The organism is Streptomyces sp. NBC_00210, assembly GCF_045160975.1.
Lineage (GTDB): Bacteria > Actinomycetota > Actinomycetes > Streptomycetales > Streptomycetaceae > Streptomyces.
On the sequence record NZ_CP108120.1, the window covers coordinates 2,535,519 to 2,550,069 of the forward strand.

At 69.1% G+C, this 14,551-nt stretch carries 17 protein-coding genes and 5 tRNA genes; 4 read left to right on the forward strand and 18 right to left on the reverse strand.

What is annotated here, in order from left to right:
• The first annotated feature begins 7 nt into the window (after positions 1-7).
• Positions 8-490 (forward strand): DUF3515 domain-containing protein, encoded by a 483-nt coding sequence (locus tag OG729_RS11305; RefSeq protein WP_405805824.1) that lies wholly within the window; start codon positions 8-10, stop codon positions 488-490.
• Here OG729_RS11305 and OG729_RS11310 read toward each other — a convergent pair.
• From OG729_RS11310 to OG729_RS11320, 3 genes are read right to left on the reverse strand one after another with little or no spacing between them, the layout of a single operon-like run.
• Positions 487-1,644 (reverse strand): D-alanine--D-alanine ligase family protein, encoded by a 1,158-nt coding sequence (locus OG729_RS11310; RefSeq protein ID WP_360877536.1) that lies wholly within the window; start codon positions 1,642-1,644, stop codon positions 487-489. The two genes, OG729_RS11305 and OG729_RS11310, sit on opposite strands and share 4 nt — an antisense overlap.
• 34 nt (positions 1,645-1,678) lie before the next feature.
• Positions 1,679-2,692 (reverse strand): NAD(P)H-dependent glycerol-3-phosphate dehydrogenase, encoded by a 1,014-nt coding sequence (locus tag OG729_RS11315; protein ID WP_360877539.1) that lies wholly within the window; start codon positions 2,690-2,692, stop codon positions 1,679-1,681.
• Positions 2,689-3,441, reverse strand: coding sequence for a lysophospholipid acyltransferase family protein (locus tag OG729_RS11320; protein ID WP_360877542.1), 753 nt, complete (start codon positions 3,439-3,441; stop codon positions 2,689-2,691). The genes OG729_RS11315 and OG729_RS11320 overlap by 4 nt, the downstream gene beginning before the upstream one ends.
• 148 nt (positions 3,442-3,589) lie before the next feature.
• On the opposite strand from OG729_RS11320, the gene cofC reads away from it, so the two are divergent.
• Both cofC and OG729_RS11330 read left to right on the forward strand, forming a co-directional pair.
• Positions 3,590-4,303, forward strand: a complete 714-nt coding sequence (gene cofC, locus OG729_RS11325; RefSeq protein WP_360877545.1) for a 2-phospho-L-lactate guanylyltransferase — start codon at positions 3,590-3,592, stop codon at positions 4,301-4,303.
• Positions 4,304-4,313: 10 nt separating this feature from the next.
• Complete coding sequence (locus OG729_RS11330; protein ID WP_360877548.1) at positions 4,314-4,517, forward strand: hypothetical protein; 204 nt, start codon at positions 4,314-4,316, stop codon at positions 4,515-4,517.
• Between the two features lie 71 nt (positions 4,518-4,588).
• Here the strand turns inward: OG729_RS11330 and OG729_RS11335 are convergent, their stop codons facing one another.
• The 4 genes from OG729_RS11335 to leuC all read right to left on the reverse strand — a co-directional run bounded on the left by OG729_RS11335 (position 4,589) and on the right by leuC (position 7,742).
• Entirely contained in the window at positions 4,589-5,233 is a 645-nt protein-coding gene (locus tag OG729_RS11335) for an HU family DNA-binding protein (protein WP_360877551.1), read from the reverse strand.
• A gap of 153 nt (positions 5,234-5,386) precedes the next feature.
• On the reverse strand, positions 5,387-5,614 hold the full coding sequence (locus tag OG729_RS11340) for a hypothetical protein (RefSeq protein WP_360877554.1): 228 nt from the start codon (positions 5,612-5,614) through the stop codon (positions 5,387-5,389).
• 104 nt (positions 5,615-5,718) lie between these two features.
• Entirely contained in the window at positions 5,719-6,312 is a 594-nt protein-coding gene (gene leuD, locus OG729_RS11345; protein WP_405805826.1) for a 3-isopropylmalate dehydratase small subunit, read from the reverse strand.
• 5 nt (positions 6,313-6,317) lie between these two features.
• Entirely contained in the window at positions 6,318-7,742 is a 1,425-nt protein-coding gene (gene leuC / locus OG729_RS11350; RefSeq protein ID WP_360877560.1) for a 3-isopropylmalate dehydratase large subunit, read from the reverse strand.
• Between the two features lie 144 nt (positions 7,743-7,886).
• On the opposite strand from leuC, the gene ndgR reads away from it, so the two are divergent.
• Positions 7,887-8,603 carry an IclR family transcriptional regulator NdgR gene (gene ndgR, locus OG729_RS11355; RefSeq protein WP_147988306.1) on the forward strand — a complete coding sequence of 239 codons (717 nt, stop codon included), beginning with the start codon at positions 7,887-7,889 and terminating at the stop codon, positions 8,601-8,603.
• A 143-nt stretch (positions 8,604-8,746) separates the two neighbouring features.
• On the opposite strand, the gene OG729_RS11360 is transcribed toward ndgR, so the two are convergent.
• From OG729_RS11360 to OG729_RS11410, 11 genes are all read right to left on the reverse strand, one after another.
• Positions 8,747-9,721, reverse strand: coding sequence for an anti-sigma factor RsbA family regulatory protein (locus tag OG729_RS11360; protein WP_405805828.1), 975 nt, complete (start codon positions 9,719-9,721; stop codon positions 8,747-8,749).
• On the reverse strand, positions 9,711-10,064 hold the full coding sequence (locus tag OG729_RS11365; RefSeq protein ID WP_405805829.1) for an STAS domain-containing protein: 354 nt from the start codon (positions 10,062-10,064) through the stop codon (positions 9,711-9,713). Before OG729_RS11365 ends, OG729_RS11360 begins: the two co-directional genes overlap by 11 nt.
• A gap of 100 nt (positions 10,065-10,164) precedes the next feature.
• Positions 10,165-10,237: transfer RNA gene (locus OG729_RS11370), tRNA-Glu, on the reverse strand.
• Between the two features lie 21 nt (positions 10,238-10,258).
• A tRNA-Gln gene (locus OG729_RS11375) sits at positions 10,259-10,330 on the reverse strand.
• A 16-nt stretch (positions 10,331-10,346) separates the two neighbouring features.
• A tRNA-Glu gene (locus OG729_RS11380) sits at positions 10,347-10,419 on the reverse strand.
• A gap of 61 nt (positions 10,420-10,480) precedes the next feature.
• Positions 10,481-10,553 (reverse strand) — tRNA-Glu (locus tag OG729_RS11385).
• 24 nt (positions 10,554-10,577) lie between these two features.
• A tRNA-Gln gene (locus tag OG729_RS11390) sits at positions 10,578-10,649 on the reverse strand.
• A gap of 87 nt (positions 10,650-10,736) precedes the next feature.
• Complete coding sequence (locus OG729_RS11395) at positions 10,737-11,456, reverse strand: HAD family hydrolase (RefSeq protein ID WP_360877571.1); 720 nt, start codon at positions 11,454-11,456, stop codon at positions 10,737-10,739.
• Positions 11,457-11,748: 292 nt separating this feature from the next.
• Complete coding sequence (gene gltX, locus OG729_RS11400; protein WP_405805831.1) at positions 11,749-13,224, reverse strand: glutamate--tRNA ligase; 1,476 nt, start codon at positions 13,222-13,224, stop codon at positions 11,749-11,751.
• Entirely contained in the window at positions 13,217-13,993 is a 777-nt protein-coding gene (locus OG729_RS11405; RefSeq protein ID WP_360877577.1) for a fumarylacetoacetate hydrolase family protein, read from the reverse strand. The genes gltX and OG729_RS11405 overlap by 8 nt, the downstream gene beginning before the upstream one ends.
• Before the next feature lie 209 nt (positions 13,994-14,202).
• The gene (locus OG729_RS11410; RefSeq protein WP_360877580.1) at positions 14,203-14,373 is read right to left on the reverse strand and encodes a hypothetical protein; all 171 of its coding nucleotides are present in this window, start codon (positions 14,371-14,373) and stop codon (positions 14,203-14,205) included.
• Between the last annotated feature and the right edge of the window lie 178 nt (positions 14,374-14,551).

Here is a 14,551-nt window from a genome sequence, read left to right on the forward strand (position 1 = left end):
TTGGCCGGTGACATCTTCCCGTCGCCGGCCCTTCTGTCTGTCCGTCGCCGCCCTGGTGCTGCTGACCGTCGCAGGCTGCTCCTCCACGGACGCAGCGGCGTCGATCACGGTTCCCAGTCCGCCGCCGGATCAGGCCCCGCTGTGCCGGGCGCTGCACAAGGAGCTCCCGGAATCCGTTGCCGGACAGGACCGCAACGACCCTGAACCGGCTTCCGAACTGACCGCCGGCTGGGGCGACGCCGCGATCGTACTGCGCTGTGGCGTCCCCCGGCCGGAGCGGATGAGCGATCCACAGGCCAAGGCCGTGGAGGCGGACGGCGTGAACTGGATGCTGGAGCAGGACGCCGAAGGGCCCCGCTTCACTACCACGTACCGCAGGACGTATGTCGAGGTCACGTTGGAGAAACGGTACGCACACGACGTCACGCCGCTCGCCGAGCTGGCCGACGCCGTCAAGAAGACGGTGCCGGCCAGGCTCGAGGTTCCTTAACGAAGGCCGGTCGGGCGGCGCAGCGCCGCCTGGATCAGCCGGTCGACCAGCTCGGAGTAGCCGACGCCGGTCTCCTGCCACATCCGCGGGTACATCGAGATCGGCGTGAAGCCGGGCATCGTGTTGATCTCGTTGATGACGAACTCGCCGTCCTCGGTGAGGAAGAAGTCCGCCCGGACCAGGCCCTCGCAGGACGCGGCGTCGAAGGCGGCGACCGCGAGCCGGCGCACCTCGGCGGTCTGCTCCTCGGTCAGCGGCGCGGGCACCAGACCGGCGGCCGAGTCGATGTACTTGGCCTCGAAGTCGTAGAACTCATGGGCCGAGACCGGCGGGATCTCGGCCGGGACGCTGGCCCGCGGGCCGTCCTCGAACTCCAGAACCCCGCACTCGATCTCGCGGCCGCGCAGCAGCGCCTCGACGAGGATCTTGGGGTCGTGGCGCTGTGCCTCCTCGATCGCCTCGTCGAGGCCGGAGAGATCGTCGACCTTGGTGATACCGATCGAGGAGCCCGCCCGGGCGGGCTTGATGAAGAGCGGCCAGCCGTGCTCGCCCGCGAAGTCGACGATCTTCTTACGGGCGGCGGCCGGGTCGAGCTGCCACTCGCGGGGGCGGATCACCTCGTACGGGCCGACGGGCAGGCCGAAGGAGATGAAGACGCGCTTCATGTACTCCTTGTCCTGGCCGACGGCCGAGGCCAGTACGCCGGAGCCGACGTAGGGCACCCCGGAAAGCTCCAGGAGCCCCTGGAGGGTGCCGTCCTCGCCGTACGGGCCGTGCAGCATGGGGAAGACGACGTCGACCTCGCCGAGCGCCTTGGGCACGGCGCCGGGTTCGCTGTAGACGACTTCGCGGTTGGCCGGGTCGACGGGGAGGATCACGCCGCCCTCGCTCGACTCGGCGAGCTGCTCGACATTGGGCGTCTTGCGGTCGGCGATGGCCATCCGGTCGGGCTCGTCGGCCGTGAGCGCCCAGCGGCCGTCCTGAGTGATGCCGATCGGCAGTACGTCGTACTTCGTACGGTCGATGGCACGCAGCACGGCGCCGGCGGTGACCACGGAGATCCCGTGTTCGGAGCTGCGGCCCCCGAAGACGACGGCTACGCGTGGTTTGCGGAGCGGCTGCTCAGGGCTCTGGGGCAGGTTCTCGGTGCTCATATCGCGATGAGACTACCCGCTGGCCGGAATCACGTCAGCGGCGCTCGGCCTTGGCGCTGCGGCTCATCAGTTCCTTGAGGGCGACCACCGGCGGCTTGCCCTCGTGGACGATGCCGACGACCGTTTCAGTGATCGGCATGTCGACACCGTGCCTGCGCGCCAGATCGAGCACCGATTCACAGGACTTGACGCCCTCGGCGGTCTGCTTGGTGACCGCGATCGTCTCCTGCAGGGTCATGCCCTTGCCGAGGTTGGTGCCGAAGGTGTGGTTGCGGGAGAGCGGCGACGAGCAGGTGGCCACCAGATCGCCGAGACCGGCGAGCCCGGAGAAGGTGAGCGGGTCCGCGCCCATCGCGAGGCCGAGCCGGGTGGTCTCGGCCAGGCCCCGGGTGATCAGCGAGCCCTTGGCGTTGTCGCCGAGACCCATCCCGTCGGCGATGCCGACGGCGAGGCCGATGACGTTCTTGACGGCGCCGCCGAGTTCGCAGCCGACCACGTCGGTGTTGGTGTACGGGCGGAAGTACGGGGTGTGGCAGGCGGACTGGAGCCGCTGGGCGACCGTTTCGTCACGGCACGCGACCACGGCGGCGGCCGGCCGGCGCTGGGCGATCTCCTTGGCGAGGTTGGGGCCCGTGACCACGGCGACGCGCTCGGCGGGGACCTTGGCGACCTCTTCGATGACCTCGCTCATCCGCTTGGCGGTGCCGAGTTCGATTCCCTTCATCAGGGAGACGAGGACGGTGTCGGGCGCCAGCACCGGCGCCCAGGAGGCGAGGTTGCCGCGCAGGGTCTGGGAGGGGATGGCGAGGACGGTGAAGTCGGCGCCGGCCGCGGCCTCGGCGGGGTCGGTGGTGGCCCGTACCGCCTCGGGAAGCTCAATTCCCGGCAGATAGTCGGGATTGGTGCGGGTGGTGTTGATGGCGTCGACAGGTTCGGCGCGACGGCCCCAGAGGGTCACCTCGCAGCCCGCGTCGGCGAGGACCATGGCGAACGCCGTGCCCCAGGAGCCGGTTCCGAAAACTGCTGCCTTGGTGGCGGCGCGGGTCACTTGGTGCCCTCCTCGGCGGCCTTGCGGCGCTGGTGCGCGAGAACTTCGCGCAGATCGAACGGCTTCTCGGGCGCCTTCTCGCCGCGCAGCTCCTCCAGCTGGCCGGTGATCGCGGCCATGATCGCCTCGGTCGCCTCCTTCAGCACCTCGGGCGTGGGGTCCTTGCCGTAGAAGCGGTCGAGGTCGACCGGCGGACCCGCCTGCACCTTGAGCGTCTTGCGCGGGAAGAGGCGGACCTTCTTCTCCTTGGCATACGGCGGCATCGCCAAGTTGGCGCCCCACTGGGCGACCGGAATGACCGGCGCCTTGGTCAGCAGGGCCGCACGCGCGACTCCGGTCTTCGCGGTCATCGGCCACATGCCCGGATCGCGGGTGAGCGTGCCCTCGGGGTAGAAGGCGACGCATTCGCCGCGGTTGACGGCGTCGACAGCGGCACGGAAGGCGCCGACGGCGTTGGAGGACTCGCGGTAGACGGGAATCTGGCGCGTACCTCGCAGCAGGACCCCCACGACGGGCGCCTTGAAGAGCGCGGCCTTGGCGAGGAATCGGGGCACACGTCCGGTGTTGTACTGGAAGTGGCCGTAGGAGAACATGTCGAGATACGAGTTGTGGTTGATAGCGGTGATGAATCCGCCGTCCGCCGGAATGTGTTCCATTCCCCGCCAGTCCCGCTTGAACAGAACCAACAACGGCGGTTTGGCGATGACCGCTGCCAAGCGGTACCAGAAGCCGATTCTACGGCGGGACACTCGGACACCTTCCTCTATTGCCGGGCTGCCGCCCGGCTGCTGGGGGTCAAGTGTCGCCCCAGGCCCCTGGTCTGTCGAGAACACCGTACGCCCCGGCTCCCGGCCAAGACCGCCGGATCTTCGCGGGCCCGGGACACAATGGGGCCCGATGTGCATGGACGGAGAGCTCGCCACGAACACCGACGCGATGGACCACTGGTCCCTGGTCGTGCCGCTGAAGCCCCTCGTACTGGCGAAGAGCAGGCTCGCCAGGGCCGCGGACGACACTCTGCGGCCGCATCTCGCGCTCGCTTTCGCGCAGGACACGGTGGTCGCGGCGCTGGCCTGCCCGGCCGTACGGGATGTGGCAGTCGTCACGGACGACCCGGCGGCCGCGGCCGAGCTCGCGGCGCTGGGGGCGCGGATCGTGCCGGACTCCCCGGCCGCGGGACTCAACGCGGCGCTGTCACACGGGGCTGAGGCGGTGCGGGAGCGGCGGCCCGACGCGGCGGTCGCGGCGCTCAACGCCGATCTGCCCGCATTGCGTCCCGCGGAATTGGCGCGGGTGCTTGCGCGGGCTTCGGTATTTCCCCGGGCATTTCTGACGGATGCGGCAGGAATCGGTACCACATTGCTCTCGGCGGCACCCGGGGTGGAATTGCGCCCCGCTTTCGGCGGCCGCTCCCGGCGCCGGCATTTGGCGTCGGGGGCCGCGGAAATCCTGCTCGGCGGAGTGGATTCGGTACGCCAGGACGTGGACACCGGGGACGATCTGGCGGCCGCGCTCGCCCTGGGCGTGGGCCCGCGGACCGCGGAGCGCTGGGCGGCCGGCGCCCAAGCGCCGGACGGCCAGGCCGGCGCCCGCACTCTGGAGACGCCTTAAGGTGGCAGGCATGCAGGCGACCTCGTACACCTACGACTCCGAGACCCGCAGCGGGAGCGTGCTGCTCGACGACGGCACCCCGGTGGCGTTCGACGCCGCGGCCTTCGACGCCGGCGGCCTGCGGCTGCTCAGGCCGGGCCAGCGGGTCCGTATCGAGACCGAGGGCGAGGGCGACGCCCGCCGTATCACCCTGGTGACGCTGCAGACCCTCTGAAACGCGCCGCGGGCCGGGCTCCCCAGGGGGAGCCCGGCCCGGCGCGTGAGTGGCTGTGTGCCTTGTGCCGCTTACTTCCTCCTGGCGGCGGCCTTCTTCGCGGCGGTCTTGCGCGCCGTGGCCTTCTTGGCCGGCGCCTTCTTGGCGGTGGCCTTCTTGGCCGGCGCGGTCTTCTTGGCCGCCGCCTTCTTGGCGGTGGCCTTCTTGGCCGGAGTGGCCTTCTTCGCAGTCGCCTTCTTGGCGGCGGTCTTCTTGGCCACCGTCTTCTTGGCAGCGGCCTTCTTCGCCACCGTCTTCTTCGCCACGGTCTTCTTGGCCACCGCCCTCTTGGCGGTGGTCTTCTTCGCCGCGGCCTTCTTGACGGTGGTGCGGGAAACGCCGCCGGAGAGGCTGCCCTTCGGAGCCTTCTTGACGGCGACCTCACCACCGCGGGGGAGCTTCTTCGAGCCGCTCACCAGGTCCTTGAAGCCCTGACCCGCACGGAACCGCGGAACCGAGGTCTTCTTGACCCGCACGCGCTCACCCGTCTGCGGGTTGCGTGCGTAACGAGCAGGACGGTCTACCTTCTCGAACGAGCCGAAGCCGGTGACCGAAACCCGGTCTCCGCCGACAACTGCGCGGACGATCGCGTCAAGTACCGCGTCGACAGCGTCCGCGGCCTGCTGACGGCCGCCGACCTTGTCGGCAATCGCTTCTACGAGCTGCGCCTTGTTCACGTCTTCCCCTTCGGAGACATTGCCGGAACGAATGCGTCCAGGCTTTTTCGCACGTTAGGCAGATATATACCGCAAATCAAACACGAAACGGGCTAATCACCCTAGTGCCGCAACGAAGTCGACCAAAGTCGGCGTTCGCGGAAGTCCGGGTGGTCAGTCGCCTTCAGGGAATCGGCCCTCGTCGAGGTCCTTCATCAAGCGGTCCAGACGCCTTGCCGCATCCGGGAGATCGTGCTTCGCCGCTGCCGTGACGACCAGCAGCTTCCGGGACAGCGCCATCCTTACGCCCTCCGGGACTTGCAGTGCGCGCACCCTTGCGTGCGCTTCCTTCAATCGGGCCGCGACTGCCTCGTAGAGCTCGAGTTGGCTGTCGCGTTCCATGCACCGATTGTGCCATCTGGGGCGAGTTGTCGCCCGACAGGGTCTCAACAAGCGACTGCGCCCCCCACCGCAGGGTGGGGGGCGCAGTACGGGAAAAGTGCTGCTCAGGCCTCAATTGTGCGGGGCTTGAAGCTCGGACGAGTGGCCTCGTAAGCCGCGATGTCCGCTTCGTTCTGAAGGGTGAGGCTGATGTCGTCCAGACCGTTCAGCAGCCGCCAGCGGGCGTTCTCGTCAAGCTCGAAGTCGGCCGTGATTCCTTCGGCCAGAACTTGACGCTTCTCCAAGTCCACGGTGATTTCGGCGCTCGGGTCGGCCTCGGTCAGCTCCCAGAGCGCGTCGACGACCTTCTGCTCCAGAACCACTGTCAGCAGGCCGTTCTTGAGCGAGTTGCCCCGGAAGATGTCCGCGAACCGGGACGAGACGACGGCCTTGAATCCGTAGTTCTGCAGGGCCCACACCGCGTGCTCGCGGGAGGAGCCGGTGCCGAAGTCGGGGCCCGCGACCAGCACGGTGGCGCCGTGGCGCTCCGGCTGGTTGAGAACGAAGGAGGCGTCCTTGCGCCAGGCCTCGAAGAGCCCGTCCTCGAAGCCGTCGCGGGTGACCTTCTTCAGCCAGTGGGCCGGGATGATCTGGTCGGTGTCGACGTTGCTGCGGCGCAGCGGGACGGCCCGGCCGGTGTGCGTGGTGAAAGCTTCCATGGTTCTCAGGCCTCCACGGGGGTGCGGGCGTCGGACAGGTCGGCGGGCGAGGCCAGATGGCCCAGCACCGCGGTCGCGGCGGCAACCTGCGGCGAGACCAGATGGGTGCGGCCGCCCTTGCCCTGCCTGCCCTCGAAGTTGCGGTTGGAGGTGGACGCGGAGCGCTCGCCGGGCGCCAGTTGGTCGGGGTTCATACCCAGGCACATCGAGCAGCCCGCGTGCCGCCATTCGGCGCCGGCGTCGGTGAAGACCGTGTTCAGGCCCTCCTCGACGGCCTGCAGCGCGACCCGTACGGAGCCGGGGACCACCAGCATCCGTACGCCGTCGGCGACTTTGCGGCCCTCCAGGATGGCCGCGGCCGAGCGCAGGTCCTCGATACGACCGTTGGTGCAGGAGCCTACGAAGACGGTGTCGACCTTGATGTCGCGCAGCCGCTGTCCGGCGCTCAACCCCATGTATTCCAGGGCCTTTTCGGCGGCGTGACGCTCCGAAGCGTCCTCGTACGAAGCCGGGTCGGGGACGTCGGCCGACAGGGGCGCACCCTGGCCGGGGTTGGTGCCCCAGGTGACGAACGGCGACAGTTCGGAGGCGTCGATGAACACCTCGGCGTCGAAGACCGCGTCGTCGTCGGTACGCAGCGTCTGCCAGTACTCGACGGCGGCGTCCCAGTCCGCGCCCTCGGGGGCGTGGTCGCGGCCCCGCAGATACTCGAAGGTGGTCTGGTCGGGGGCGATCATGCCCGCCCGGGCGCCGGCCTCGATCGACATGTTGCAGATGGTCATCCGGGCCTCCATCGAGAGCTTCTCGATGGCCGAGCCGCGGTACTCCAGGATGTAGCCCTGGCCGCCGCCGGTGCCGATCCGGGCAATGATGGCCAGGATCAGGTCCTTGGCGGTGACGCCGTCGGGCAGTTCGCCCTCGACCGTGATGGCCATGGTCTTGGGCCGGGCCAGCGGCAGCGTCTGGGTCGCCAGCACATGCTCCACCTGGGAGGTGCCGATGCCGAACGCCAGCGCGCCGAAAGCGCCGTGGGTGGAGGTGTGCGAGTCGCCGCAGACCACCGTGGTGCCGGGCTGGGTCAGACCCAGCTGGGGGCCCACGACATGGACGACGCCCTGCTCGACATCGCCCAGCGGGTGCAGCCGTACGCCGAAGTCGGCACAGTTCTTGCGCAGCGTCTCCAACTGGGCACGGGAAACCGGGTCCGCAATCGGCTTGTCGATGTCGACGGTCGGGGTGTTGTGATCCTCGGTCGCGATGGTGAGGTCGAGCCTGCGCACCTGGCGGCCGTTCTGACGGAGCCCGTCGAAGGCCTGGGGGCTGGTCACCTCGTGCAGCAGGTGCAGATCGATGAAGAGGAGGTCGGGCTCGCCCTCTGCGCGCCGGACGACATGGTCGTCCCAGACCTTCTCCGCGAGTGTCCTACCCATCGCTTTCCCTCCGGCCGGCTGTCCTGCCGACGCAACTAGAGATCTTGTGCGGAACCCGTTGGTCCGCGGGCCGCCACTACAGCGTCGCAAGTTCCCGGGAAATTTGAACTTGCGTTTCACAGTGTGAGACGTGAATATCGTTGCATGGACAACTCTAGCGGCGTCGGCGTTCTCGACAAGGCAGCTCTGGTACTGAGCGCTCTGGAGTCCGGTCCGGCCACCCTCGCCGGGCTGGTCGCGGCGACAGGGCTTGCACGACCCACGGCACATCGCCTTGCCGTGGCACTGGAACACCACCGGATGGTGGCGAGGGACATGCAGGGCCGGTTCATCCTGGGCCCGCGGCTGTCCGAGCTCGCCGCGGCGGCGGGCGAGGACCGGCTCCTGGCCACGGCGGGGCCGGTGCTCACCCACCTGCGCGACGTGACGGGCGAGAGCGCGCAGCTCTACCGCCGCCAGGGAGACATGCGCATCTGCGTGGCCGCGGCGGAACGGCTGTCCGGACTGCGGGACACCGTGCCGGTCGGCTCCACGCTCACCATGAAGGCGGGTTCATCGGCCCAGATCCTGATGGCCTGGGAGGAGCCGGAGCGGCTGCACCGCGGCCTGCAGGGGGCGCGCTTCACGGCGACGGCCCTGTCCGGCGTACGGCGCCGGGGCTGGGCCCAGTCGATCGGCGAGCGCGAGCCGGGCGTCGCGTCCGTCTCCGCGCCGGTGCGGGGCCCGTCCAACCGCGTGGTGGCGGCGGTCTCGGTCTCCGGCCCGATCGAGCGCCTGACCCGCCACCCGGGGCGTATGCACGCCCAGGCGGTCATCGACGCGGCGGCCCGCCTGAGCGAGGCGCTGCGCCGCTCCGGCTGACCGAACCGGGGGCTCCGCCCCCAGACCCCCCGCTCCTCAATCGCCGGAGGGGCTGAATTTCAGCCCGTCCGGGGGTCCCCCCGGACAGAGTCTGGGGGGAGGGCGGGGTGGGGAGCATGCCCGCCGCAGGCGTCCCACCGTGCTCAGGGCAAGTCGCGCACCCGCGCCCCCGGGCACCGAAGCCGTAACCGCAAACCGCCCTCGCCCTCGCCCTCCGCACGGATCTCCACCGATTCGCACAGGCTCCGCAGCAGCCACAGCCCGTCATGCGGGTCCGCCAGCCGCCCCGGCGGTGCGAAGCCCGCGAAGCGTCCCGGCAGGACCGTCTGGAGCCCCCGGCCCAGCACGTCCCACACAAGAGCCCCCGGCTCCTCCCAGCTCCGCACCTCCACATCCGCCGCTCCCTGCGCCAGCAGCCAGGTCAGCGCCTCGTTGGTCAGCGTCTCGGCCTGTGCGACCCGCTCGTCCGCCAGGCCCGCCGCCTCGGCCCGCAGCCGCGCGAAGCGCCGTACCGCCGCCGGCGACGCCGGGGGTTCCAGGAGCACCGCGCCCGACGGCGGGGGTGGCAGCGGGGACTCGCCGGCCGCCGCATAGGACTCCGGGTCCGTGTACGTGCCGCACGGCAGCACCAGGTCACCCACCACATGCCTCGGATGCGTGGCCCAGGCCGCGTCCACCACATGGCCAGGCACGACCCTGGTGTCGTACAGGCAGATCAGCCGCGCGTCCATGTGCGCGAGCAGCACATTGAACCCGGACTCCATCCGCTTCAACTCGGCGATCTGGCGGGCGCACTTCCCCGCCCAGACCGGCTCGGCGATCATCCGCACCGGGCGCCCGGGAGCGCGGCAGTCCTCCCAGTACCGCAGAAACGCGGCGACGCGGTCCACCGGACGCCGGCCGAAGTACCCGGTGTCCGCGGTGTCGAGGGCGTGCGCCCGTGCCCCGAGCGCGTCCCGCAGCAGCTGGATGTTCTCGGGTGTCGTCGCGGCCAGCACCGACTCCCCCGCGGCAAGTCCCTCCTCGGCGAACGGCACGGCCATCGCCAGGAATTCCTCTTCGTCTCCGTACAGACAGGCGTAGTGGGCAAACCCCTGGCAGACCCGGTCAGTTGACACTGTGGTCCCCCAGAAGCAGACCGGGTGTCTCGTCCCAGCCGACGAGCGCGATCACATTGCGCAGATGAGGGGCGAGCCCGGTCAACTCCACGTGGTGGCCCGGGTTTCGCGTACCGGCGAAGCCGATCAGTATCCGCAGTCCGCCGAGGTCGAGGAACTCCAGACCCGAGAGCTCCAGTTGGAGATCGCCGTCTACCGACCGGATCACTTCGAGCGCGCCGCTCAGATGGCGGTGCGCGTGGACGTCCACCACGCCCTCGATCCTCAGCCCCGGCGGTCGGCGGATGCGTGTGATGCGTAACTCCGCGGTCCGTACGAGAGGTTCCGCGCCGACAGCATCCATGCGCGGAGTATCCGCCGCTGCGGGCCCCGGAGGAAGACGGGAGGAAGCGCGCAGACGCGAAGAAGCCCTCCGCGATGTCGCGGAGGGCTTCTTCGATGCGTACCCCCGACCGGATTCGAACCGGCGCTACCGCCTTGAGAGGGCGGCGTGCTAGGCCGCTACACAACGGGGGCCTTGCGGATGAGCTCCGCGAGCTGGCCTACCAGGACTCGAACCTAGAATGACGGTACCAGAAACCGTAGTGTTGCCAATTACACCATAGGCCATGGTGGTTTAGACCAGTACCCCCGACCGGATTCGAACCGGCGCTACCGCCTTGAGAGGGCGGCGTGCTAGGCCGCTACACAACGGGGGCCCTAGCGATCCTGCATCGATGCCATCGGGTGCGACCCTGATGATCTCGCGGGAAGGATCTGTACCCCCGACCGGATTCGAACCGGCGCTACTGCCTTGAGAGGGCAGCGTGCTAGGCCGCTACACAACGGGGGCTTTGCAGAAGATCAATTCTGCGAGCTGGGCTACCAGGACTCGAACCTAGACTAACTGAACCAGAATCAGTCGTGCTGCCAATTACACCATAGCCCACCAAAACTCAACCCCCCGGAGGGGGTTTGTTTGGCTTGCGCTCTCCGGCCGGACCTCTCGGCCCTCTCGGGCGGCGCAGGAAGAACATTACCTGAAGGTGTCCGGCGCTCCAAAACGGGATTCCCCGCGCAGCAGGCCAGGGAGCTGGTCGAGACCGGTGATCCGAATGAGCTCGGGACGCCCGCCGAGACCGGTGCGGTCCAGCCAGATTCCGGCCAGACCCGCGTCCACGGCTCCGCGGGCGTCGATGTCCGGCTGATCACCCACGTACGCCACCTCCTCGGGCGGCAGTCCGAGTGCCTCGCAGGCGGCGTGGAATGCCGCGGCCTCGGGCTTGGACACACCCAGCTCGGCGGCGCACAGGACGGCCTCGAACCGGTCGCGCACGCCTAGGATGCGCAGCTTCCGCTCCTGGTTGTGGAGGGAGGAGTTGGAGAGAACCGCGTGGCGGTAGTCGGCGGCGAGCAGGTCCAGGGCGGGGACGGCGTCGGGGAAGAGCGACCAGGCGGCCTCGTAGTGGACGATGTACCGGTCGAACCAGGCGTCGGCGTCGTCGTCGCTCAGCTGACGTCCGACGAAGGACCGCACGCGGTCGCGGCGCTGCCCCGGCCAGTCGGTCTCGCCGGCGGAGAAGCGCGCCCAGTGCTGATCGGTGATCTTGCGCCAATGGCCGAGGGCCTGGTCGACGGAGGCGTATCCGTCGACCAGGCCCTCGGACTCAAGGTGCTGCTGCATACCGGTGCGGTCGGCGCGGGCGTAGTCGAAGATCGTGTCATCGATGTCCCACAGGACCGCGCGGATACCCATGATCCGACCGTACCCCGGGCGCGGCTCCCGGCCGGGGGTTCGGGGGTTGTCCCCCGATGAACACAGCGTCGATGTCCCACAGGACCGCGCGAATGCCCGTGATCCGACCGCACCCCGGGCGCGGCTCCCGGCCGGGGGTTCGGGGGTTGTCCCCCGATGAACACAGCGTCGATGTCCCACAGGACCGCGCGAATGCCCGTGATCCGACCGTACCCCGGGCGCGGCTCCCGGCCGGGGGTTGGCGGTTGGTCCCCCGACGGAACCGCGGGCCCGAACCCCGGCCGGGCGGGTCCTACGCCGCCAGCTTCGCCAGTGCCGCGTCGATCCGCGACAGCGTCCGCTCCTTGCCCAGGATCTCCAGCGACTCGAAGAGCGGCAGACCCACCGTGCGGCCGGTGACCGCGACGCGGACCGGAGCCTGCGCCTTGCCCAGCTTCAGGCCGTGTTCCTCGCCCGCCGCCAGGACCGCGTTCTTCAGCGACTCCGCGCTGGACCAGTCCGCCGACTCCAGCTTCTCGCGGGCCGTACGCAGCAGCGCGTCCGAGCCCTCCCTCATCGCCTTCGCCCAAGACGCCTCGTCCTCGACCGGGGCGTCCAGGAAGAGGAAGTCGACGTTGGCGGTGATGTCCGAGAGGACGGTCAGCCGGGTCTGGGCGTACGGGGCGATCGCCCGCCAGGCGGCTTCGTCGAACTGCTCCGGGGCCCAGTTGGCGTGCGGGGCCTGCAGCCAGGGACGGCACGCCTCGGTGAAGGCCTTCACATCCAGCCGGCGGATGTGGTCGGCATTGATCGCCTCGGCCTTCTTGAGGTCGAAGCGGGCCGGGTTGGCATTGACGTCCGCGATGTCGAACTTCTCGACCAGCTCGGCGACCGAGAAGATGTCCTGGTCGGCGGAGAAGGACCAGCCGAGCAGCGACAGGTAGTTCAGCAGGCCCTCAGGGAGGAAGCCCCGCTCGCGGTACAGGTTCAGGGACGCCTGCGGGTCGCGCTTGGAGAGCTTCTTGTTGCCCTCGCCCATGACGTACGGCAGATGCCCGAACTCCGGGATCTCCTTGGCGACGCCCAGCTCGATCAGCGCCTTGTAGAGCGCGATCTGGCGCGGCGTGGAGGACAGCAGGTCCTCTCCGCGCAGTACGTGCGTGATCTCCATCAGCGCGTCGTCGACCGGATTGACGAGCGTGTACAGCGGTGCGCCGTTGGCGCGCACGATGCCGTAGTCCGGGACGTTGTCCGGGGTGAAGGTCAGCTCGCCGCGGACCAGGTCGTTGAAGGTGATCGGCTCGTCGGGCATCTTGAAGCGGACGATGGCCGGGCGGCCCTCCTCCTTGTAGCGCGCGATGCGCTCGGCGGAGAGGTTGCGGCACGTGCCGTCGTAGCCCGAGGGCTTGCCGGCAAGGCGCGCGGCGTCGCGGCGGGCCTCGAGCTCGACGGCGGTGCAGAAGCACTCGTACGCATACCCGCCGGCCATCAGCTTCTCGGCGACGTCCTTGTAGATGTCCATCCGCTGCGACTGGCGGTAGGGGGCGTGCGGGCCGCCGGCCTCGGGGCCCTCGTCCCAGTCCAGGCCGAGCCAGCGCATCGAGTCGAGCAGCTGGTTGTACGACTCCTCGGAGTCGCGCGCCGCGTCGGTGTCTTCGATGCGGAAGACCATGGTGCCGCCGTTGTGCCGGGCGAAGGCCCAGTTGAACAGGGCGGTGCGGACCAGACCCACGTGCGGGTTGCCGGTCGGCGAGGGACAGAAACGTACGCGGACGGATCCGTTAGTCACGCTTGATCACCTTGTTGGTGAGAGTGCCGATGCCTTGAATGGTGACGGCGACCTCGTCGCCGACGTTGAGGGGGCCGACCCCGGCCGGGGTGCCGGTCAGGACAACGTCGCCCGGGAGCAGCGTCATGGCCTCGGTGATGTTGACGATCAGGTCCTCGATGGAGTGGATCATCTGGCTCGTGCGGCCGAGCTGGCGTTGTTCACCGTTGACCGTGCACTGGATGGTCAGGTCGCTCGGGTCGAGGTCGGTCTCCACCCAGGGGCCGAGCGGGCAGGAGCTGTCGAAGCCCTTGGCCCTGGCCCACTGCTTCTCGCGCCTTTGGACATCCCGCGCCGTGACGTCGTTTGCGCAGGTGTAGCCGAGGATGACGTCCTTGACCCGCTCGCGCGGGACCTCGCGGCACATCCGGCCGATGACCACGGCCAGTTCGGCCTCGTGGTGCAGCTCATTCGAGAAGGAGGGGTACGCGATGGGGTCTCCGGGGCCGATCACCGAGGTGGACGGCTTGAAGAAGGCGAACGGTGCGTCGGGGACCTCGTTGCCCAGTTCCGCCGCGTGTTCCGCGTAGTTGCGGCCGAAGGCCACGACCTTGTTGGGAAGCACGGGCGGCAGCAGCCGTACCTTGCTCAGGGGGACCTTCGTACCGGAGAGCTCGAAGTCCGCGAACGGGATGCCCTTGATGATGTCGAGGACGAGCTCGTCGGGGCTGCTGCCCTCGACCGCGCCGAAGGCGACATTGCCGTCGATGGAGAACCTGGCGATGCGCACGGGATGCGGGTGCCCCTCTGCTACTGATTGCGCTGGCTGGAGTCTGACGCTCCAGGCTAACGCGGCCGGGCACCGCCTTCGGCGAGTGAGCCGAAGGGGCGCGTGGCTGCCGAAAGGGATGGGGGCACCTCCCAGCGGTAGCTGGGGGAGCGCGGAGGTCGTGAGGAACATGGGGGTCCCCCGGACGAAGTCTGGGGGAGAACCGAGCCTCAGGAAGTGGGAGCATCCACGAGGATCGTGCGGCGGGGGTTGGCCGTCTGGGTGGGAAGATCGAGCGTGTGCTCCTGCTGCTCCGGCGTCTGCAACTCGTCGGCGTCCGTCAGGTGCGCGAGCGTGGTGCGCCGGGGGTTGGCTATGTTGCGGAACATCATCGTCTTCATCTGTGGCTTCAGACCTTGTCGGGCTACGGGCGCTGCGGCGAGCGCGGTTGACGGATTTCCCATCACTGTAAAGCGACAGGCTAAACATCAAATTCCCCGGGGAAGCCTGAGAGAGACGCCGATCTATGTGTGAGTTTCCTCACGACTTGATGGCCAATTCGGTCATTTCCGACAGCCA

What these genes read in the sequence shown, in the direction of transcription:
- leuC (WP_360877560.1), bottom strand. Translation starts at nt 7,742, where the DNA reads ATGGGTAGGACACTCGCGGAGAAGGTCTGGGACGACCATGTCGTCCGG.
- leuD (WP_405805826.1), bottom strand. Translation starts at nt 6,312, where the DNA reads ATGGAAGCTTTCACCACGCACACCGGCCGGGCCGTCCCGCTGCGCCGC.
- ndgR (WP_147988306.1), top strand. Translation starts at nt 7,887, where the DNA reads ATGGACAACTCTAGCGGCGTCGGCGTTCTCGACAAGGCAGCTCTGGTA.
- OG729_RS11395 (WP_360877571.1), bottom strand. Translation starts at nt 11,456, where the DNA reads ATGGGTATCCGCGCGGTCCTGTGGGACATCGATGACACGATCTTCGAC.
- OG729_RS11410 (WP_360877580.1), bottom strand. Translation starts at nt 14,373, where the DNA reads ATGAAGACGATGATGTTCCGCAACATAGCCAACCCCCGGCGCACCACG.
- OG729_RS11365 (WP_405805829.1), bottom strand. Translation starts at nt 10,064, where the DNA reads ATGGATGCTGTCGGCGCGGAACCTCTCGTACGGACCGCGGAGTTACGC.
- OG729_RS11340 (WP_360877554.1), bottom strand. Translation starts at nt 5,614, where the DNA reads ATGGAACGCGACAGCCAACTCGAGCTCTACGAGGCAGTCGCGGCCCGA.
- cofC (WP_360877545.1), top strand. Translation starts at nt 3,590, where the DNA reads ATGTGCATGGACGGAGAGCTCGCCACGAACACCGACGCGATGGACCAC.
- OG729_RS11330 (WP_360877548.1), top strand. Translation starts at nt 4,314, where the DNA reads ATGCAGGCGACCTCGTACACCTACGACTCCGAGACCCGCAGCGGGAGC.
- OG729_RS11310 (WP_360877536.1), bottom strand. Translation starts at nt 1,644, where the DNA reads ATGAGCACCGAGAACCTGCCCCAGAGCCCTGAGCAGCCGCTCCGCAAA.